Here is a 19,909-nt window from a genome sequence, read left to right as displayed (position 1 = left end):
TACGGCTAACTATCGGTTACGAAGGCCTTCGAGCAACTTGTGCGTCGGATACCCATCCGCCGGCCAGCCAAACGACTGCTGGGCGCTGCGGATCGCCTTGCGGGTGTTGGCGCCGATGATGCCGTCGGCGGTGCCCGCGTCGTAGTTCTGAGCGCTCAACAGGCTTTGCAGTTCGATCCGCTCGGTACGGCTCAGCGGCAAATCATCTTTCGGCCATGTGCCGTTGATCAGGCCGGCGCCATTGAAACGCTCGGATAACAGGCTAACGGCCAGGGCATAAGACGACGAGTTGTTGTACTTGAGGATCGCGCGGAAGTTGTCGAGGACCAGGAACGCCGGGCCACGGTAACCGGCCGGCAGCAGCAGGGCGGCTGACAGCTGTTCGGAGCCTGGCGGAACCCGACCGCCATTGGGCAGGGTGACACCCAGTTGCAGCCATTCAGCGACGCTCTTGCGAATCGTGCCATCGGCCAGGACGTAGTTGAAACTGCCCGGTAGCTGCACCTCGAAGCCCCATGGCTGGCCTTTCTGCCAGCCTGAGCTTTGCAGGTAATGCGCCGTCGAGGCCAGCGCGTCGGCCGGGCTGCCCCAGATGTCGCGGCGACCATCGCCATCGAAGTCCACGGCGTGGGTGTTGTAGGTGGTTGGGATGAACTGGGTCTGGCCCATGGCGCCGGCCCAGGAACCAAGCATTTTCTCAGGCTCGATATCACCCTGTTGCAGGATCTGCAGGGCGGCGATCAGTTGCGCGTGGGCAAACCCGGGACGCCGACCTTCATAGGCCAAAGTCGCCAGGGAATTAATCACCGACTTGTTGCCCTGGAACTGCCCGAAGTTACTTTCCATGCCCCACACCGAGACCAGTGCCTGACGATCGACGCCGTAGCGCTGTTCGATGCTTTGCAGGATGTCGGCGTACTGGCTGACCAGCGCCTGGCCTTTGCGTACCCGCAGCGGCGAAAGGGCGCCGTCGAGGTATTCCCACACCGGACGGGCAAATTCCGGCTGGCTGCGGTCGGCGCGGATCACGCTGGTGTCGAGGCTGACATTGGCAAAGGCGCGGTCGAACAGGTCGGCGCGGATACCGGCGGCCAGAGCGTCCTTGCGGAACCCCGCCTGCCATTCGGCGAAGGTCTGGGTGGGCTGGATGTCGAGGTCTTCACCGGTCGGAACCACGGGCGGAATGACCGCAGGGGCTGTCGCAACGGGGAGGGTCTGAAGCGGTTGGGCGTCGGCGGCGGTCGGTTTTTCCGCGCAGGCGACTAGCAAAACGAGGCTGGAGGCAGCGATCAGTTGGCGCAGGGGCCAACGACGGGAAATACAAAGGGGCATGCACGGGTCCAGGGAGTACGAATCAGGTGCAGACCTTAACATGTTGAGCGAGCGCTTGCCTTTCAGGCCGCCAGAAAGTAAGAAGCCTCCCAGCTATTAGGCTGGAAGGCTTCGCGGCGGTAGCTGCCTTTGCCCTTGCCGGCTGGTTCCTGACGGCTGCGGAACAGTGGCTGGGCGATAATGGATTTGGCCTTGTTGGGGCCATTTTTGGATGGCTTTTTGCTCATGAGCGGATCTCTCGATTGAGTGGGTTTTGCGGGGGAAATAATCTGCCGAAGTTGAGATTCTGTCTATAGGGCAAATGGATGTGAGTAGTGTAGGAAACCTCTGTAGCAGCTACAGAGGTTGTGTTTACTCGGCAGGCAAGTTCAGCCGCTGGCCGGCCATCAACAACGACAACCGACTCAAACTCATCCACGGCGAACCGGCCGCCTGGCCTTTGATCTGCGCGTCGATGCGCTGAGCTTCCAGCAATAGCTGCGCCCAGCGTTGCGCCGAGTAGCGTTGCAAGGCTTTGCTCATCAATGGTTTGCGTTTGTCCCAGACTGGCGGTCGGGCAGAGCTGAAGGCTTTGTCCAGTGGCACGCCCTGGCTGTACTGCAGCGACAGGTTGGCCAGCAGACGCAGCTCCCGGGCCAGCGCCCAGAGAATCACCGGTGGTTCGACGCCTTCACCGCGCAGCCCTTCGAGCATGCGCAGGGCATGAGCCGCTTCGCCGTTGAGAATCGCGTCGGTCAGTCCAAAGACATCGAAGCGCGCACTGTCAGCGACGGCCGCTTGCACGGTTTCGACGGTGATCTGACCGCCTTCGGCCATCAGCTTGAGCTTTTCGATTTCCTGGGCAGCCGCGAGCAGGTTGCCCTCGACCCGTGCGGCGATCAGTTCGACGGCGTCCTGGCTGGCGGAAAGCCCGGCCTGGGACAACCGTTGACGGATCCAGCTCGGCAACTGGTTGGCCTCTATCGGCCAGATTTGCACGAACTGCGTCTGCTGGCCTTCGACCAGTGCCTTGCCCCACTTGGTTTTCTGCGCACTGCCGTCAAGTTTCGGTAGGCTGATCAGCAACACCGTGTCTTCGGCGGGCCGTGAGCAGTACTCGATAAACGCGGCAGCGCCTTTGTCACCGGGTTTGCCGGACGGCAGACGCAGTTCCAGCAGGCGCTTTTCAGCGAACAGCGACATGCTCGCGCCGGCTTGCAGCAACGTTCCCCAGTCAAAACTGGCGTCGGCGGCGAAGACCTGGCGCTCGTCGAATCCCTGTTGGCGGGCGGCGGCACGAATGGCGTCGGCGGCTTCCTGACACAGCAGTGGGTCATCGCCACTGATGATATAGACCGGCGCGAGGGCACCTTGCAGGTGTTTGGCGAGTTGGGCGGGGGCGAGTTTCATAGGAGAGGGCGAACGGGGCGCCTGGGCGCCCCGTAAGTCTTACTGCTGCGGCAGTTGGATTGGCGACTGACGCGGAGTGTTCGCTTCAGCCTTCTGCGCCGCTTCCAGTGCATCGGCTTCAGCCTTGGCTCTGGCTTCGGCGGTCTGTTGCAGCTGATCCAGCTGGGTCGGCGTGAGCTGTTGCAGGCGCAGCATCATCCGTTGAACCAGTTCACGACGGGTGTCCTTGCGGGCGTCGTTGCCTTCCTGGTCGGAACCCACCAGGTTGTTGCCGTCGTGCATGAAGACTTTCTGCACTTCGAGCTTGTCACTCAGCAGCGACAGGTCGCGCCCACCACGGATATCGTAGTTCAGCACTGTAGTCACCTGATACTCGCCAGTACGACCGGCACCTGCGTAGCTGAGGATGCGCTGGCTTTCCTGCTCATCGGTCAGCACCAGCTTGTAAGGTGCGCCGCTGTAGACCTTGACGCCGCTGCTTTCCAGCACCTGACGCAGTTGCGTCACCGTTTCGCCGTAGGCGTTACGGGCACTCAGGTCGAGTTCCTTGATCGCCAGTTCAGTGGTGCCGGTGCCGCGCAGCTGGAAACCGCAGGCGCTCAACAGGACCGCAAGGCCCATCACCAGCAAATTGCGTTTGATCATCTTGTTGCTCCCCTTGAAACCATGTGGGCCGATCTTGCGGCCCGAAAGGTTTTATTCGGCGCCAGGCATGACCTGGCGCCTGATCCAATTAGCTGGCGACGATATTGACCAGTTTCCCGGGCACTACGATCACTTTACGAATGGTCAGACCGTCAACAAAGCGCAGCACGTTCTCGTTGGCCCGTGCGGCGGCTTCGACTTCTTCGCGGCTGGCGCTGGCGGGCATTTCGATGTGGCCGCGCAGCTTGCCGTTGACCTGGATGACCAGTTGCAGGCTGTCCTGCACCAATGCGCTTTCGTCCAGCACCGGCCAAGCGGCGTCGATCACCGGGTCAGCGTGGCCCAGGCGATGCCACAGCTCGTGGCTGATGTGCGGGGTGATCGGGGCCAGGAGCAGAGTGACGGCTTCCAGACCTTCGTGAACCAGCGCGCGATCCTGTTCGGTGCCTTGCGGGGCTTTTTCCAGCACGTTCATCAGCGTCATCACCTGAGCGATGGCGGTGTTGAATTTGTGGTTCTGGCCGACGTCGTGGCTGGCCTGCTTGATCGCCTGGTGGATCGAGCGACGAATGGCTTTCTGCTCGTCATTCAGGCTGGCGACGTCCAGTTTGCCCGGCAGGCCCTGAGTGACGTGGGCTTGAGCCAGGCGCCAGACACGCTTGAGGAAGCGGTGCGAACCTTCGACTCCGGAGTCGGACCATTCCGCGCTCATGTCGGGTGGTGAGGCGAACATCATGAACAGCCGGCAGGTGTCTGCGCCGAACTGGTCGATCATCGACTGTGGGTCGACGCCGTTGTTCTTCGACTTGGCCATCTTCTCGGTGCCACCGATTTCCACCGGCAGGCCGTCCGCGATCAGCTTGGCGCTAATGACTTTGGCTTTGCTGTCGCGTTCGAGTTCGACGTCCGCCGGGTTGAACCAGGTGTAAGCACCGTTGGCTTCACGACGATAGTAAGTCTCGGCGATCACCATGCCCTGGGTCAGCAGGTTCTTGAACGGCTCATTGGAACTCACCAGGCCTTCGTCGCGCATCAGCTTGTGGAAGAAGCGCGCGTAGAGCAGGTGGAGAATGGCGTGTTCGATACCGCCGATGTACTGATCAACCGGCAACCAATGGTCGGCGGCCGATTTTTCCACCAGACCGCCTTCATAGTGCGGGGAGGCGTAACGGGCGTAGTACCACGAGGACTCGACGAAGGTGTCCATGGTGTCGGTTTCACGCTTGGCCGGTGCGCCGCATTTCGGGCAGCTGCATTCGTAGAACTCGGGCATGCGCGCCAATGGCGAACCGGCGCCGTCCGGCACGACGTCTTCCGGCAGCACGACTGGCAACTGATCTTCCGGGACCGGCACATCACCGCAGGTGGTGCAGTGGATGATCGGGATCGGGCAACCCCAGTAGCGCTGACGGCTGATGCCCCAGTCACGCAGGCGGAACTGGGTACGCGAGGCGCCGAGGTTCTTCTTGATCAGCGCGACTTCGATGGCGTCAAAAGCGCCCGCGAAGTCGAGGCCGTCAAACTCGCCGGAATTGATCAATGTGCCGTGCTCGCCGTAAGCGTCTTGCCACGGAGCCGGGTTGGTGTCACCGGAACTGGTGCGCACCACTGACTTGATCGGCAGGTTGTACTTGGTGGCGAACTCAAAATCGCGTTCGTCGTGAGCCGGTACAGCCATGACCGCGCCATCGCCGTAGTGCATCAGCACATAGTTGGCGACCCACACCGGGAGCTTCTCACCGGTCAGTGGATGCTCGACGAACAGCGAAGTGCGCAGGCCTTTTTTCTCTTGAGTGGCGACGTCGGCTTCGGCAACGCTGCCGCCCTTGCATTCAGCGATGAACGCTTGCAGCTCAGGGTTGTTCTGCGCAGCCAGGGTAGCCAAATGGTGTTCGGCGGCCACCGCAACGTAGGTTGCGCCCATCAGGGTGTCCGGACGGGTAGTGAATACTTTCAGCGCGCCGGTTTCACCGATTGAGGATACGTCATACGGGAACTGCACTTCCATGCCGCGGGATTTGCCGATCCAGTTGCGCTGCATGGTCTTGACCTGTTCAGGCCAGCCCGGCAGATCGTCGAGGCTCGACAGCAACTCATCCGCGTAGGCGGTGATCTTGAAGTAGTACATCGGAATTTCGCGCTTTTCGATCAGCGCGCCGGAACGCCAGCCGCGACCGTCGATCACCTGTTCGTTGGCCAGAACGGTCTGATCGACCGGGTCCCAGTTCACGGTGCCGCTTTTTTTGTAGATCACGCCTTTTTCGAACAGGCGAGTGAACAGCCATTGTTCCCAGCGGTAGTAATCAGGCTTGCAGGTGGTGACTTCGCGGGACCAGTCCACCGCGAGGCCCAGGCTGCGCAGCTGGGTTTTCATGTAGGCGATGTTTTCGTAGGTCCACTTGGCGGGCGCCACGTTGTTCTTCATCGCGGCGTTTTCCGCCGGCATGCCGAAGGCGTCCCAACCCATGGGTTGCAGGACGTTCTTGCCTTGCATGCGCTGGTAGCGGGAGATCACGTCGCCGATGGTGTAGTTGCGCACGTGCCCCATGTGTAGCTTGCCGCTGGGGTAAGGGAACATCGACAGGCAGTAGAAAGTCTCCTTGCCTGGCTGTTCACTGACTTCAAAGGACTTTTGCTCGTCCCAGAACGACTGGGCGGCGGCTTCGATTTCACGGGGCTGATATTGTTCGTGCATGGCTACTTTTGAACTGAATAGGGGTGGCCTAATCCTCTTCAATGCAACGCTGGACGGTGATCACGCCAAATCGGCGTTTCGGTGCCCAGACGAGCTGGAAGTGGAGTTACAGGAAGCGCCGTAGCATACATGACCGCACTCTACCGAGGGAAACCCTGATTACTGCTGCGGGTCGCCCAAAAACAGCTGCGAGGGCCGTTGGTCGCAGCACTCAGCCGGTTTGTTGATGGAAGCTAAGCTCTAAATGGGGAGTGAGTCTTATCTTCAATGAGGTGATGGATGGTTGAGTCACGGCAAAAAGTTACAAAACCGGAGCTGTACGAGAGACTGATCGATCGTCTGGGAATCGCCCTGGACGCGGCAAAAACCGCTGACCGGTTACGCGATGAGCGTCCGGTGGAACTGGAATTGCGTGGCTTGAGCCCCGCAGAGTTTGCACTGGTCAAGGCGTATCTCGATCGCAGTGAACGTGAGACACACGGATGCTTGTCAGAAGCAGTGAAGCAACTCGACGCACCACGTTCGGCCAAGATCATCTGGCTCAAGGACAAGGTTCCCGGCAGGGACGCGGTAAAGGTCCGGTCTTTGCAATTCAAGTAAGGACACTGGAAGCAATGTCTGATGTATTTGTGAAGCATATTCCTTCCGTATTTGTTGTCGCCTTGCGTCAACCCACTTAGGCTTCGGGCATCTTTTTGGAGATGCTCGATGCCTTTTCGATATTTCGTTAAACAACTCCTGTTACCGCCCGGCATTCTTTTGCTGCTGTTGGTGCTTGCCTGGTGGTTGCGACGCTCAAGACCGCGCCTTGCCGGGTTGTGCTTTGCGCTGGGCGTGGGCGGCTTCTGGCTGATGAGCTTGCCGGTGGTGGTGCAGTGGGGCGCCAAGGCGCTGGAGCGTGAAGCGCCGCTGGCTCGCGATGAATGGGCAACATTGGCGCAGCACGCCGACGCGATTGTAGTGCTGGGCGCGGGGCGTGAACGTGGCGATCTGGCCTGGGGCGACGACCAGCCAACGGGTGTGGCGCTGCAGCGCGAGCGGTATACGGCGCGGCTGGCCAAGGCGTCGGGCTTGCCGGTCCTGACCAGTGGCGGCCTGCATTACGACACGCCACCGACTGAAGCCCGGTTGATGGCCGACTCGTTGCAAGATGATTTCGGCGTCCCCGTGCGTTGGCAGGAAGGGCGCAGCCGCACGACCTGGGAGAACGCGCAGTTCAGCGCCGAGGTGTTGTTGCCGCAAGGGATCAAGCGTGTGGTGATCGTGACTCAGGCCTGGCACATGCCGCGAGCCGTCTGGAGTTTCAAAAAAGCAGGTTTTGAAGTGGTGCCAGCGCCGATGGGGTTTTTAGGCGTGGACAACGCCCGGCCACTGGGTGGCTGGATGCCGGAATTCAAGTCGATCTGGCAGAGCGGGCAGCTGTTGAATGAGGCGGTGGGGCAGATCGGTTACTCAATGTTTTACTGATGACCTGTGGCGAGGGGATTTATCCCCGTTGGGCTGCGGAGCAGCCCTGAAAATGGGCCTGCTGCGCAGTCCAACGGGGCGGTGCGACGATTCGATAAATCCCCTCGCCACAAAAGCTGACTTAGACGGTTTTTGCCATCCGGCTCGCCACCAGCGCCCAGCCAAACAACAGCACGCAAACAATGATCAGCGGCCACGAACGCCATTCCAGATAAGGCGTCAGGTTGTGCATGGGCACCACTTCACCGTACAAAATGCCACGCTCGAACTGAGGGATCTGCGCGGTGATCTGACCGAACGGGTTGATCAAACCGGTCACGCCGTTGTTGGTGGCGCGGATCATCCAGCGACCAGCCTCCAGTGCGCGCATCTGCGCCATCTGTAAATGTTGCAGCGGGCCGATGGACGTGCCGAACCAGGTGTCATTACTGATGGTCAGCAGCAGTTCGCTACGCGCCGCAAGGCTGGCGGCGAATTCCGGGTAAACCACTTCGTAGCAGATGAACGGCGCAATCTGATAGCCCTTGGCTTGCAGCATCGGCTGATCGGCGGGACCGCGGGCAAAGTCCGACATCGGCAGGTCGAAGAAGGCGATCAGCCCGCGCAGCACTTCCTGCAACGGAACATACTCGCCAAACGGCACCAGCTTCTGTTTGAGGTAGGTGCCATCGCCTTCGCCCACGACGGTGATGCCGTTGTAGAAATGCTTCTGGTGATGGACTTCCTCGCGAATCGGCACACCGGTAATCAGTGCGGACTTACGCTCTGCTGCGAAGCTTCCCATCATGTTCAGGTAGCCCTCGGCGGACTCCTTGAGCACCGGGATGGCCGTTTCCGGCCAGATCAGCAAGTCGACCCGTTTCGAACTGAAACTCATGTCGCGGTACAGCGCCAACTGCGCGTTGAGCTGCGCCGGGTCCCACTTCATGCTCTGTTCGATGTTGCCCTGAATCGCCGCGACACTCAGCGGAGCGCCCGCCGGGGTTGTCCAGGCGTGTTCCTTGAGCGCCATGCCGGCCACCCAAGGGCCGACCAGCAGCAACACACCCGCGGCGATGAAACCTTTGCGGCCGGTGCGCACCAGACGCAACGCGTTATAGATCAGCGCTGCCGTCAGGGCCAGGGTGAAGGAAATCAGCCACATCCCGCCGAGCGGTGCAAGCCCGGCCAACGGGCCGTCGAGCTGACTGTAACCGGAATAAAGCCAGGGAAAACCCGTCAGGAACCAGCCGCGAAAGGCTTCCTGACCGACCCACAACGCTGCAAACGCCAGGGCGTCGGCCAGCGGTGCTTCGTTACGGCGCAGCCAGCGCGCCCAGATCCAGGCGGGCAGGGCGAAGAACCAGGCAATCGCCGCCGTGAAGATCAGCATCAGGAAACCGGCCAGCAGCACCGAAGCGCCGCCGAAGTGGTGAATGCAGTAGTAGATCCAACTGGTGCCCGCGCCAAACAGGCCAAAACCGAAACACCAGCCACGGCCCAAGGCCTGGCGTGGGTTCAGCTCGCGTAAGCCGGCATAGAAGAAACCGACCGCCAGCAATGCCAACGGCCAGATATCGAACGGCGCCAGGGCCAGGGTGGTGAGTGCACCGGCCGCCACGGCCAGCAGGTTACCGGGCCAGCCGGGGCGGGTTATCCAGCGCATTTCTATCCTTAGTTTTTACCGAGCAATAGGCGTCAGGCGAAGCAAGTGAATCCGACGGCTGTCGGCGTTCAGGATGCGGAAGCGATAAGGGCCGATTTCAGTGATTTCGTTGCGTTTTGGCAGGTGCCCGAACGCGCTCATCACCAAGCCGCCGACAGTGTCGAATTCGTCATCGGAGAATTGGCTGTCGAAAAACTCGTTGAAGTTCTCGATCGGCGTCAGGGCCTTGATCAGGAAGTCACCGCTGGGCAGCGGTTTGATGTAGCTGTCTTCTTCGACGTCATGCTCGTCTTCGATGTCGCCGACGATCTGCTCCAGCACGTCTTCGATGGTCACCAGGCCCGCCACACCGCCGTATTCGTCGATGACGATGGCCATGTGATTGTGGTTGGCGCGAAACTCGCGCAGCAGCACATTCAGGCGCTTGGACTCGGGCACGAAAGTGGCCGGGCGCAGCAAGTCCTTGATGTTGAAGCTGTCGCCGTTCTCCTTGAGGATCAACGGCAGCAAGTCCTTGGCCAGCAACACGCCCATCACGTCATCGTGGCTTTCGCCGATCACCGGGTAGCGGGAGTGGGCCGAGTCGACCACGGCAGGCAGGAACTCGCGGGGTGTCTGGGTCGCCTTGATGCTGATCATCTGCGAGCGCGGGACCATGATGTCCCGTACTTGCAGGTCAGCAACCTGGATGGCGCCTTCGACGATGGCCAGCGCTTCGCTGTCCAGCAATTTGTTTTGGTGTGCGTCGCGCAGCAGCTCCAGCAGCTCCTGGCGGTTCTTCGGCTCGTGGGCAAAAGCCTGGGTGAGCTTACCCAGCCATGACTTTTGCCCGTTGCTCGATCGATCTTCGCTCATAGCGATTACTCTGAATCCTTTGTTGTAACGATAGGGGATGTGTCTGTTTCGTCGTCCGCATACGGGTCGGGGTAGCCCAACTCTGCAAGCAACGTTCGTTCCAGTGCTTCCATTTCTTCGGCTTCCTCGTCATCTATATGGTCGTAACCCAATAGATGCAAGCAGCCGTGAATGACCAGATGAGCCCAATGGGCCTTGAGTGCCTTGTCTTGTTCGGCGGCTTCGCGCTCGACCACCGCCACGCAGATCACCAGATCGCCCAGCAGCGGGATATCGAGAAACTCGTCGGGCACATCGGCAGGAAACGACAAGACGTTAGTGGCGTAATCCTTTTGCCGCCAGGTGTGGTTCAGCTCGCGACCTTCCGCTTCATCGACCAAACGGATGGTCATTTCGGAGTCGGCGGTGCGCTGGCGCAGCGCCAGTTCGCACCATTGGCGGAACTCGGCTTCGCTTGGGGCTGGCGCTTCGGTAGCCAGTTGCAGATCAAGCTCAAGCATCGTGGCGATTGTCCTTGGACGAGATCTTCGCCGGTTCGTCGGCCACGCGATTCTCGAAGCGCTCGTAAGCTTCGACAATGCGCTGCACCAGTGGATGGCGCACGACGTCTTTGGGCATGAAATGGGTGAAGCTGATACCCGGTACGTCCTTGAGCACTTCGATCACATGGTGCAGCCCGGACTTGGTGCCTTTCGGCAGGTCGACCTGGGTGATGTCACCGGTGATGACGGCGGTAGAGCCGAAGCCGATCCGGGTCAGGAACATCTTCATCTGTTCGACGGTGGTGTTCTGGCTTTCGTCGAGGATGATGAAACTGTTGTTCAAGGTGCGACCGCGCATGTAGGCCAGCGGCGCAACTTCGATCACCTGACGCTCGATCAGCTTGGCGACGTATTCGAAGCCGAGCATTTCGTAGAGTGCGTCGTAGAGCGGGCGCAGGTACGGGTCGATCTTCTGCGACAGGTCGCCGGGCAGGAAGCCAAGCTTTTCGCCCGCTTCAACCGCCGGACGCACCAGCAGGATGCGGCGAATCTGCTCGCGTTCCAGTGCATCTACCGCGCAGGCAACGGCCAGATAGGTCTTGCCGGTACCGGCCGGGCCGATGCCGAAGTTGATGTCGTTACCGAGGATTTCCTTCACGTAGCGCAACTGATTCAAGCCGCGAGGGCGAATCATGCCTTTTTTGGTGCGCAAGGCGACGGAAGGTTCGGAGGGGGAGACGTTGTCCAGCTCTTCGACGGCCGATTCCTGCAGGAACAGGTGAACCATGTCCGGCGACAGCTCGGTACCCTTGGTTTCCCGGTACAGGCGGCGCAGGAGGTTTTCCGCGGAGGTGGTGTGCTTGGGTTCGCCGATCAGTTCGAACTGGTCTCCGCGGTTGCGGATCTCGATATTCAGGCGCTGTTCGATCAAGCGCAGATGCTCGTCGAATTGCCCGCACAGATTGGCGAAGCGGCGAGCTTCAAAAGGCTCGAGGATAAAACGATGTGGTTCTATGGGTGCGTTCAAGGTCGTATTTAGCCGCCCTGGGGCAATTAAGATGAAATCAAGGATAACGCCAGAGGCCTGGGTGCGAAAGGTCTTATACAGACCAATCTGAATCGGGCGTCTGGCACGGTCCCTGTGGGAGCGGGCTTGCTCGCGAAGAGGGAGTGTCAGACGACATTAATGTAGCTGACACACCGCCTTCGCGAGCAAGCCCGCTCCCACACGGATCGGCGGTGTTATTGGATCAGCGAGCCCCGCAGCGAGTGCGGTTGTGCGGCGTCGATATGCACATCGGCGAACTGCCCAATCAACGTCGGATTGTCGCAGCGGAAATTGACGATGCGGTTATTCTCGGTCCGGCCTTGCAGTTCGCCGGGGTCTTTTTTCGAATAATCGGTCACCAGAATCCGCTGAATGGAGCCCACCATTTGTCGGCTGATCTCGAAGCCTTGTTGGTTCAGGCGATGTTGCAGGGCGTTCAGGCGTTCTTTTTTCAGCGCTTCCGGCGTGTCGTCGGCCAGATCGGCAGCCGGAGTGCCCGGGCGCTGGCTATAGACGAACGAGTAGGAGAAGTCGAAACCGACGTCTTCGATCAGCTTCATGGTCTGTTCGAAGTCTTTTTCGGTCTCGCCCGGGAAACCAACGATGAAGTCAGAGCTGATGCAAATCCCCGGCACGGCAGCGCGCAGCTTGCGCAGTTTGGATTTGTATTCCAGCGCGGTGTGGTTGCGCTTCATTGCTGCCAGGATTCGGTCCGAGCCCGATTGCACCGGCAAGTGCAGGTGTTTGACCAGTTCCGGCACGTCGGCGTGGGCCTGGATCAGGCTGTCGGAGAACTCCAGCGGGTGTGAGGTGGTGTAGCGGATGCGGTCGATGCCATCGACGGCAGCGACGACGCGGATCAGTTCGGCCAGGTCAGCCAAACGGCCGTCATGAGTGGTCCCGCGATAGCCATTGACGTTCTGCCCCAGCAGGGTCACTTCGCGCACGCCGTTTTCGGCCAGGTGGATGATCTCGGCGATCACGTCATCGAACGGCCGGCTGACTTCTTCGCCACGGGTGTAAGGCACCACGCAGAAGGTGCAGTACTTGCTGCAGCCTTCCATGACCGACACATAAGCGCTTGGGCCATCGACGCGCGGCTCGGGCAAGTGGTCGAATTTTTCGATTTCCGGAAACGAGACGTCGACTTGCGGCAGCTTGGTAGCGCGGGCGGCGTCGATCATTTCCGGCAGGCGGTGCAGGGTCTGCGGACCGAAGACCACGTCCACGTAAGGGGCGCGATCGCGAATGGCTGCGCCTTCCTGGCTGGCCACACAGCCGCCAACGGCAATCACCATGTCCGGGTTGGCCAGTTTCAATTCGCGCCAGCGGCCGAGCTGGGAATACACCCGGTCCTGGGCGCGTTCACGGATCGAGCAGGTGTTGAGCAGGATCACGTCGGCATCTTCAGCGCGAGCGGTGACTTCCAGGGCCTGATGTTCGCCCAGCAGATCGACCATGCGCGAGCTGTCGTACTCGTTCATCTGGCAACCGTGGGTTTCGATGTAAAGCTTCTTGGCCATGGACCCCAGTCTCACGTGATTCAAAGAACCGCGCATTATAGGGAACATGTTCCAAGGTTCCTACCGTTGCGCGTCCGGCGGCTATGCTATAGTTCGCGCCCTCATTTTTATCCCCGATGTGTTGCTCGCCCACCATGACCAAACGTGAAGCTCCAATCTACAAGGTGATTTTCCTCAACCAGGGCCAGGTGTACGAAATGTATGCCAAGCAGATCTATCAAAGTGATCTGTGGGGCTTCCTGGAAGTGGAAGAGTTCGTCTTTGGCGAGCGTACGCAAGTGGTCGTCGATCCGAGCGAAGAGAAGCTCAAGGCTCAATTCGAAGGCGTTGTGCGCAGCTTTGTGCCGATGCATTCGATCGTGCGGATCGACGAGGTCGAGCGCCTCGGCACACCGAAAATCAGCGAAGCCCGCGGCGCGGTCGGCAATGTCATGCCGTTTCCGATGCCGATGCCTGAGAAGTAGGCCTCAAGACCGAGTCGCCCCATTCGCGAGCAAGCCCGCTCCCACAGTAGACCGTGTCCTTAGGTAGAACGCGGTTAAATGTGGGAGCGGGCTTGCTCGCGAAGGGGTCAGTCAGAACTATGCAGAACTCAGGGCAGTGGCGAGAACGGCGTACGCCCATCGGCGCTCTGCAATTCCATCAAGTACTTGCGGAAGATTTGCCCTAGCACCTGGGTAGCGACTTCCAGTTCTTCGCGGGGCATTTTCTCGGCGACTTCGTCGGCGGTGTCCAAGGCTTCTTCAGCGCCATTGACCGCCGCCATTTTCAGCACGATATACGCCTGAACGTTATTGGCCGGTACGCCTTCGCCGTGGAAGAACATGGTGCCGAGTTTGAATTGCGCCTGAGCATGGCCTTGCAGCGAGGCCTTTTCGAAGTAGCTCAGGGCTTTTTTGAGGTCGCGCGGCGTATTTTTGCCGTCATAGTAGAACTCACCCAACTCGTATTGCGCTTGCGCATCCCCTTCATCCGACGCTTTCTGGCAGGCGGCGAGCGCCTGTGCCAGGTCTTGCGGCTGAGTATTGAGGGTGCAACGACCCATCGCTGGGATTAACAACGAGTTGCCGCCTGCTTGTGCGAGCGCGAGCAGGGGCTGAAGGAGCAACAGGCAGCCCAGTGCAAGGGCGCGGCCGGTGCGGTTCATGGGAATCGACTTACCTCTGAGGGGCGCGCGGACCCATCGAGGGATCCAATAAGCGCGCATTATGAAATAAGCAGGGCCAACCTTACAAAGTCTTTACTCGTTTTTCTGCTGCGCGGGGAATATATCGGCCACTTTGCTGGGTATTTGAGCAGAAGCGAAGGAATAAGGGCGCGAATGCAGGTGAAAGCTGACGCTGGCAACCGCCAACGTCAGCGACACAGCGTTATTTCAATGCAGCAAATGCGCGCTCGGCGGCATCCAGCGTCAGTTTCAGCTCGGTTTCGCCGTGGGCGATCGAAGTGAAGCCGGCTTCGAAGGCGCTCGGCGCCAGGTACACGCCGCCTTCGAGCATCAGGTGGAAGAAGCGCCCGAACAGGGCGGCGTCGCTGGCCATCACGTCATCGAAGGTCACGATGTCGTCGGCGCCGCTGAAGTACAGACCGAACATGCCGCCGGCCTGGGTGGTCACGAATGGAATGCCCGCGGCATCCGCGCGTTGTTGCAGGCCGTCGAGCAGGCGACTGGTGTAGTCAGTCAACTCTGCGTGGAAGCCCGGTCGGCTGATCAGGCGCAGGGTCGTCAGGCCGGCAGCCATGGCCAACGGGTTACCCGACAAGGTGCCCGCCTGATAGACCGGGCCCAATGGTGCGATGTGCGACATGATTTCGCGCTTGCCGCCGAAGCAGCCAACCGGCATGCCGCCACCGATGATTTTGCCGAAGGTGGTCAGGTCTGGTGTCACGCCGTAGTGGGCTTGTGCACCGCCGAGGGCAACGCGGAAACCGGTCATCACTTCGTCGAAAATCAGCACCACGCCATGTTTGTCGCACAGGGTGCGCAGGCCTTCGAGGAAACCTGGCGCGGGCGGTACGCAGTTCATGTTGCCGGCCACTGGCTCGACGATGATGCAGGCCACTTCCTGGCCGACTTCGGCGAGCATGGTTTCAACCGCATCGATGTCGTTGAACGGCAGGGTCAGGGTGTGCTTGGCGAAGGCCGCTGGCACACCGGCCGAGCTCGGCACGCCTTGGGTCAGGGCGCCGGAGCCAGCCTTGACCAGCAGACTGTCGGAGTGACCGTGGTAGCAGCCTTCGAACTTGATGATGCTGTCGCGGCCGGTGAAACCACGGGCCAGACGGATAGCACTCATGGTCGCTTCGGTGCCGGAGCTGACCATGCGCACCATTTCCATCGACGGCACGATCGAGCAGACCAGATCAGCCATCTGGGTTTCCATCTCGGTCGGCGCGCCGTAGGACAATCCGTGCTCAAGCTGTTTGCGCACGGCGTCCAGCACGTCCGGGTGGCTGTGGCCGAGAATCATCGGCCCCCAGGAACCGACGTAATCCACATAACGCTTGTTGTCTTCGTCGGTGACGTAGGCGCCTTCCGCGTGTTTGAAGAACAACGGCGTGCCGCCCACGCTTTTGAATGCGCGAACAGGTGAGTTCACGCCACCGGGAATGTGTTTCTGGGCATTGGCAAACAGCGTTTCGGAACGAGACATGATCGGGCTCTCAAATCAGATTTTTAGTAATTCATTGAATGCGCGGGCGCGGCGTGTCACTTCTGCCGTGCTCTCGGCGCCAAACAGGCCGTGGACCACCGCCAGCAGATCGACCCCGTGGGCCACCAGCGGGGCGGCATTTTCCAGGGTGATGCCGCCAATCGCGCAGATCGGCAGGTGCAGTTTGCTGCGGGCCTGGTCGAGCAGTTCGAGGCTGCAGGTCGGTGCGCCGGGTTTGGTGTTGGAGTTGAAGAAGCGACCGAAGGCGACGTAACTGGCGCCTTCCTTGGCCGCTTGCTCGGCGAGTTCGAGTTGCGCATGGCAGGTCGAACCGATGATCGCCTGGCGACCGAGCAATGCGCGGGCCGGGGTCAGCGGGCCATCGGTCTGGCCCAGGTGCACGCCGACGTTCAGGCGTGCAGCGAGTTCGGCATCGTCATTGATGATCAGCTGGGTCTTGTAGCGTTCGCACAGATCGCGCAGGGCTTGGGCCTCGCGCAGGCGGCGGGCCTCGTCGCTGCTCTTGTCGCGGTATTGCAGCAGGGTGACGCCGCCTTCCAGCGCCGCCTCCACGTACGAAAGAAATTTACCGGCCAGCAGTTGGCTATCGGTAATGGCGTACAGGCCACGTAGCTTCATCGGGCAATCCTTTTTGCTTTACGCATGGACAGTTACGAACAGAAATCCAGCGGCAGGCGGCGCGGTACGAACTGGCCTTTGCCCAACTGCTCCGCATCACGCAGGGTGCGCCACGTGTAGTTAAGCGCGGTCTGCACGGCACTGGCGAGATTTTCGCCGAGGGCCAGACGACCGGCGAGGGCACTGGCCAGTGTGCATCCGGAACCGTGATAACTGCCGGGCAAGCGCTGGCAGGTGAAGGTTTCGCGGTGACCGTCGCGGCTGTACAGGCGATTGTGGATTTCGTGCTCATCGCCATGGCCGCCAGTGATCAGCAGGTGTTTGACGAATGGCAGGAGTTTTTCAGCGCACTCGTCCGCGGTGCCTTCGGGCAGTTCGGCGAGGATGCGGGCTTCGGGAAGGTTTGGGGTGGCGATGATCGACAGAGGCAGCAGGCGCTCGCGCATGGCGTAGCCGACTTCGTCCTTGCCCAGGCGTCCGCCGCCACCGGCGCGCAGCACCGGGTCGCAGACCACCGGCAAATGCGGGTGCGCTGATAACAGTTCGACGACGGTGTCGACCATTTCCAGGGAACCGAGCATGCCCAGTTTCACCGCCGCGACCGTCGAATCGTTGAGCACGGCATTGGCCTGGGCCAACACCCACTCACGGTCGAGGACGCGGAAGTCAGTGACGTTGACCGTGTCTTGCACGGTCAGGGCGGTGACGGCCGGGGCCGCATGACAACCCTGAGCGAGCAGGGCTTCGATATCTGCCTGCAAGCCGGCGCCACCACTTGGGTCGTGGCCGGAGAGACAGAGGACAACGGGGCGAGAGCTGTAGATATTCATGGTGCGCGAGCTTACCACCAGTCGACCAGCGAGTCATGACACGGACTTTGTAGCAGCTGGCGAAGTCTGCGTCCGGCTGCTACACGGAGTGGGCATTGTCACAATCTGACCGGCGAAACAGCTCTAGCCCAATGCAATGAGCTGGAACGCCCGTGCTAGAGCCTTTGTAGGAAAAATTTCAATGGTGTTCAATGGCCACCAACGGCTATGCTAGAGTGGATCCAAACCAATAACAGGTAATACCGGTTTTACGTCTACTCAAAAGGAATGAGGGGCTTCCTGAGATAACCGGACAGGCCACGCTGGGGCTTAAATGCGCTATTTGCTGATGTTGCTGTTGTGCTTGCCCCTCATGGCGAGTGCAGTCGAATTCGACGAATTCACTCAAAGCCTTTCCCTGGGCCGAACCTTGCAAGTGTTCGAAGACGCGGGCGGTCAGGCGACCATCGACGATGTCCGTGCGCAGGCCGCGGCTGGAAACTTCAAGCCCCACGATAAAGCCACCCTCAACGCCGGTTACTCGCGTTCAGTGTTCTGGCTGAAAATCGACCTGCATTACCACCCCAACAACCCCGCGGTGCAACGCACCTGGTTGCTCGAACTGGCCTATCCGCCCCTTGATCACATTGATCTCTATTTGCCCGATGCGGCCGGTGGCTATCAATTGGCACGTCAGACCGGCGATGCCTTGCCGTTCGACAGTCGTGAGATCCGCCAGAACAACTATTTGTTCGATCTGAACTTCACCGCTGATCAAGCACAAACCCTGTACCTGCGCCTGCAAAGTGAAGGGTCGATCCAGGCGCCGGTCACCCTATGGTCGAGCACGGCCTACCTGGAAGAGCAACCGATCCGACTGTATGTGCTGGGGCTGATCTACGGCGTATTGCTGGGGATGCTGGTGTACAACCTGTTCATCTATCTCAGCGTGCGCGATACCAGCTACCTCTATTACATCTTCTATATCGCCTCGTTCGGCTTGTATCAGCTGTCCGTGAACGGCGCGGCCGTGGAGTATTTCTGGCCGAACAATCCTTGGTGGGCCAACGCGGCGACGCCGTTTTTCATCGGTTGCGCAGGCCTGTTCGGCAGCCAGTTCGCGCGCAGCTTCTTGCAGACGGCGACCTACAGTCGCTGGCTCGACCGCTTATTGCTGGCGTTGATCGCGTTTAGCGCAGTGGTGGTCGGGTTGTCGTTGATGACCAGTTACGCCCTGGCCCTGCGCCTGGCGACGGCGCTGGCACTGATCTTCACCGTCGTGATTTTTGCCGCAGGGATTTTCGCCTGGCTGCGTGGCCTGCGAGTGGCGCGTTATTTCATCATTGCCTGGTCGGCGTTTTTGCTCGGCGGCATTGTCAACACCCTGATGGTGCTGGGTTACCTGCCAAACGTGTTCCTGACCATGTATTCCAGCCAGATCGGCTCGGCGATTGAAGTGGCGCTGCTGTCCCTGGCGCTGGCCGATCGCATTAATTCCATGCGCGAGCAACAGGCGCAGACGCTGTTCGATGCCGGTCAAACGCTTGAAGTGCTCAACCAGCAACTGGCTCGCAGTAACAAGCTCAAGGACGAATTTCTCGCCACCCTGACCCACGAACTGCGCACGCCCATGAACGGTGTGATCGGTTCGCTTGAGCTGATGCAGACCGTCGAGATGGACCCGGAGCTGGAGCAATATCAGCAAACGGCCGCCGGTTCTGCGCGAGACATGATGCGCATGGTCAACGGCATCCTCACCCTGACCGAGTTGCAGGCTGGCAAGCTCAAGACCTATCCGGCGGTTTTCAGTTTGCGCGGCGTGGTCGAGGCTTTGCGCCTGCAGTTCGAGGGCAACGCGCTCAGCAAGTCGCTGGACTTCAAAGTCGAGGTCACGCCGGGACTGCCGGATCGCTTGCACGGCGACAGCGCCAAGTTGGCACAATGCCTGGAATGCCTGCTGGATAACGCGATCAAGTTCACGCGGATCGGCGGACTGGCGTTGCGGGTGACGGGTAAACCCGTGGCGCCCGACCGACTGGCGCTGTCCTTTGCGGTGATCGATACCGGCATCGGCTTCACCGATCTGGGGGAGGCGACACTGTATCAGCGGTTCTTCCAGCTCGATGGCTCGATGACCCGTGAATACGGCGGTCTGGGCGTCGGCCTGGCGATCTGTCGGCAACTGGTCGAACTGCTCGGTGGAAAACTGACCCACCGCTCCGAGCCTGGTCGTGGCAGCCGCTTCCAGCTCGACGTCGAGTTCGAACTACCCGTGGTGGAGCGGCCGCCAGTGCCCCTGATGAACCGGGAGTTTCCTCGCCTGCGACTGCCTCAGGACTGCACCGTACTGCTGGTTGATGACAACAGCATCAATCAGTTGGTGATGCGCGGCATGTTGCTCAAACTTGGGTTCCGGGTGCGCTCCGCCGACAACGGGGATGCCGCGATCGATCACTTGCAGCGCGAAACCTTCGATGCGGTATTGCTCGACTGCCAGCTTCCACCGCTGGACGGTACGTCTCTCTGTTGCCAGATCCGCGCGTTGCCGGGCTGCGCCGAACTGCCGGTGTTCGTGATTGCCTTGAGCATTGATCGGGAGCGCTGCCCGACCGGTGCCTTGATCGATTATCTGAATAAGCCGGTGAAATTCGAGGACCTGCAGGCAGCGCTCTATCGCCGGGTACTGTGTCCAAGACAGGGTGAAAGCGCCGGCAGTTAGGCAGATA

Annotated in this window: 18 protein-coding genes; 4 read left to right on the top strand and 14 right to left on the bottom strand. The window is 60.3% G+C overall.

Going from position 1 to position 19,909, the window contains the following annotated elements:
- Window positions 1-9 precede the first annotated feature (9 nt).
- The 5 genes from KGB03_RS15195 to leuS form a co-directional block, all read right to left on the bottom strand.
- Window positions 10-1,332: a lytic murein transglycosylase gene (locus KGB03_RS15195; RefSeq protein WP_111451166.1), complete on the bottom strand. Its 1,323-nt coding sequence runs from the start codon at window positions 1,330-1,332 to the stop codon at window positions 10-12.
- A gap of 62 nt (window positions 1,333-1,394) precedes the next feature.
- A complete protein-coding gene (gene arfA, locus KGB03_RS15190; RefSeq protein WP_218537557.1) occupies window positions 1,395-1,559 on the bottom strand; it encodes an alternative ribosome rescue factor ArfA in 165 nt (54 codons plus the stop codon).
- 124 nt (window positions 1,560-1,683) lie between these two features.
- On the bottom strand, window positions 1,684-2,721 hold the full coding sequence (gene holA, locus KGB03_RS15185) for a DNA polymerase III subunit delta (RefSeq protein ID WP_111451165.1): 1,038 nt from the start codon (window positions 2,719-2,721) through the stop codon (window positions 1,684-1,686).
- A 39-nt stretch (window positions 2,722-2,760) separates the two neighbouring features.
- Complete coding sequence (gene lptE / locus KGB03_RS15180; RefSeq protein ID WP_111451164.1) at window positions 2,761-3,366, bottom strand: LPS assembly lipoprotein LptE; 606 nt, start codon at window positions 3,364-3,366, stop codon at window positions 2,761-2,763.
- A gap of 88 nt (window positions 3,367-3,454) precedes the next feature.
- Window positions 3,455-6,061 carry a leucine--tRNA ligase gene (leuS, locus tag KGB03_RS15175; protein WP_223527443.1) on the bottom strand — a complete coding sequence of 869 codons (2,607 nt, stop codon included), beginning with the start codon at window positions 6,059-6,061 and terminating at the stop codon, window positions 3,455-3,457.
- Between the two features lie 279 nt (window positions 6,062-6,340).
- Here leuS and KGB03_RS15170 point away from each other — a divergent pair, with 279 nt between their 5' ends.
- Both KGB03_RS15170 and KGB03_RS15165 read left to right on the top strand, forming a co-directional pair.
- Complete coding sequence (locus KGB03_RS15170) at window positions 6,341-6,661, top strand: hypothetical protein (protein ID WP_111451162.1); 321 nt, start codon at window positions 6,341-6,343, stop codon at window positions 6,659-6,661.
- 108 nt (window positions 6,662-6,769) lie between these two features.
- Window positions 6,770-7,528 (top strand): YdcF family protein, encoded by a 759-nt coding sequence (locus KGB03_RS15165; protein ID WP_218537554.1) that lies wholly within the window; start codon window positions 6,770-6,772, stop codon window positions 7,526-7,528.
- Window positions 7,529-7,649: 121 nt separating this feature from the next.
- Here KGB03_RS15165 and lnt read toward each other — a convergent pair whose 3' ends face one another.
- The 5 genes from lnt to miaB all read right to left on the bottom strand — a co-directional run bounded on the left by lnt (window position 7,650) and on the right by miaB (window position 13,081).
- The gene (gene lnt, locus KGB03_RS15160; RefSeq protein ID WP_223527441.1) at window positions 7,650-9,173 is read right to left on the bottom strand and encodes an apolipoprotein N-acyltransferase; all 1,524 of its coding nucleotides are present in this window, start codon (window positions 9,171-9,173) and stop codon (window positions 7,650-7,652) included.
- Between the two features lie 15 nt (window positions 9,174-9,188).
- The gene (locus KGB03_RS15155) at window positions 9,189-10,028 is read right to left on the bottom strand and encodes an HlyC/CorC family transporter (RefSeq protein ID WP_008152854.1); all 840 of its coding nucleotides are present in this window, start codon (window positions 10,026-10,028) and stop codon (window positions 9,189-9,191) included.
- Between the two features lie 5 nt (window positions 10,029-10,033).
- A complete protein-coding gene (gene ybeY, locus KGB03_RS15150; RefSeq protein ID WP_223527438.1) occupies window positions 10,034-10,528 on the bottom strand; it encodes an rRNA maturation RNase YbeY in 495 nt (164 codons plus the stop codon).
- On the bottom strand, window positions 10,521-11,537 hold the full coding sequence (locus KGB03_RS15145) for a PhoH family protein (RefSeq protein WP_111451241.1): 1,017 nt from the start codon (window positions 11,535-11,537) through the stop codon (window positions 10,521-10,523). The genes ybeY and KGB03_RS15145 overlap by 8 nt, the downstream gene beginning before the upstream one ends.
- Window positions 11,538-11,752: 215 nt before the next feature.
- Window positions 11,753-13,081, bottom strand: coding sequence for a tRNA (N6-isopentenyl adenosine(37)-C2)-methylthiotransferase MiaB (gene miaB, locus KGB03_RS15140; protein WP_218537552.1), 1,329 nt, complete (start codon window positions 13,079-13,081; stop codon window positions 11,753-11,755).
- 134 nt (window positions 13,082-13,215) lie between these two features.
- Here miaB and KGB03_RS15135 point away from each other — a divergent pair, with 134 nt between their 5' ends.
- The gene (locus KGB03_RS15135) at window positions 13,216-13,545 is read left to right on the top strand and encodes a DUF1820 family protein (protein WP_007894425.1); all 330 of its coding nucleotides are present in this window, start codon (window positions 13,216-13,218) and stop codon (window positions 13,543-13,545) included.
- A gap of 128 nt (window positions 13,546-13,673) precedes the next feature.
- Here the strand turns inward: KGB03_RS15135 and KGB03_RS15130 are convergent, their stop codons facing one another.
- The 4 genes from KGB03_RS15130 to KGB03_RS15115 form a co-directional block, all read right to left on the bottom strand.
- On the bottom strand, window positions 13,674-14,228 hold the full coding sequence (locus tag KGB03_RS15130; protein ID WP_111451157.1) for a tetratricopeptide repeat protein: 555 nt from the start codon (window positions 14,226-14,228) through the stop codon (window positions 13,674-13,676).
- 223 nt (window positions 14,229-14,451) lie between these two features.
- Window positions 14,452-15,735: a glutamate-1-semialdehyde 2,1-aminomutase gene (gene hemL / locus KGB03_RS15125; protein ID WP_008152864.1), complete on the bottom strand. Its 1,284-nt coding sequence runs from the start codon at window positions 15,733-15,735 to the stop codon at window positions 14,452-14,454.
- Window positions 15,736-15,750: 15 nt separating this feature from the next.
- Window positions 15,751-16,374: a thiamine phosphate synthase gene (gene thiE / locus KGB03_RS15120; protein ID WP_008152866.1), complete on the bottom strand. Its 624-nt coding sequence runs from the start codon at window positions 16,372-16,374 to the stop codon at window positions 15,751-15,753.
- A gap of 32 nt (window positions 16,375-16,406) precedes the next feature.
- A complete protein-coding gene (locus KGB03_RS15115) occupies window positions 16,407-17,204 on the bottom strand; it encodes a hydroxymethylpyrimidine/phosphomethylpyrimidine kinase (RefSeq protein ID WP_008152868.1) in 798 nt (265 codons plus the stop codon).
- A 313-nt stretch (window positions 17,205-17,517) separates the two neighbouring features.
- On the opposite strand from KGB03_RS15115, the gene KGB03_RS15110 reads away from it, so the two are divergent.
- Window positions 17,518-19,902, top strand: a complete 2,385-nt coding sequence (locus KGB03_RS15110; protein ID WP_223527434.1) for a hybrid sensor histidine kinase/response regulator — start codon at window positions 17,518-17,520, stop codon at window positions 19,900-19,902.
- The last annotated feature ends 7 nt before the right edge of the window (window positions 19,903-19,909 follow it).

The organism is Pseudomonas sp. BF-B-26 (genome assembly GCF_019956495.1).
Taxonomy (GTDB): domain Bacteria; phylum Pseudomonadota; class Gammaproteobacteria; order Pseudomonadales; family Pseudomonadaceae; genus Aquipseudomonas.
Note: the sequence above shows the minus strand (reverse complement) of the source record. Positions and strands in the feature narration are given on the sequence as shown.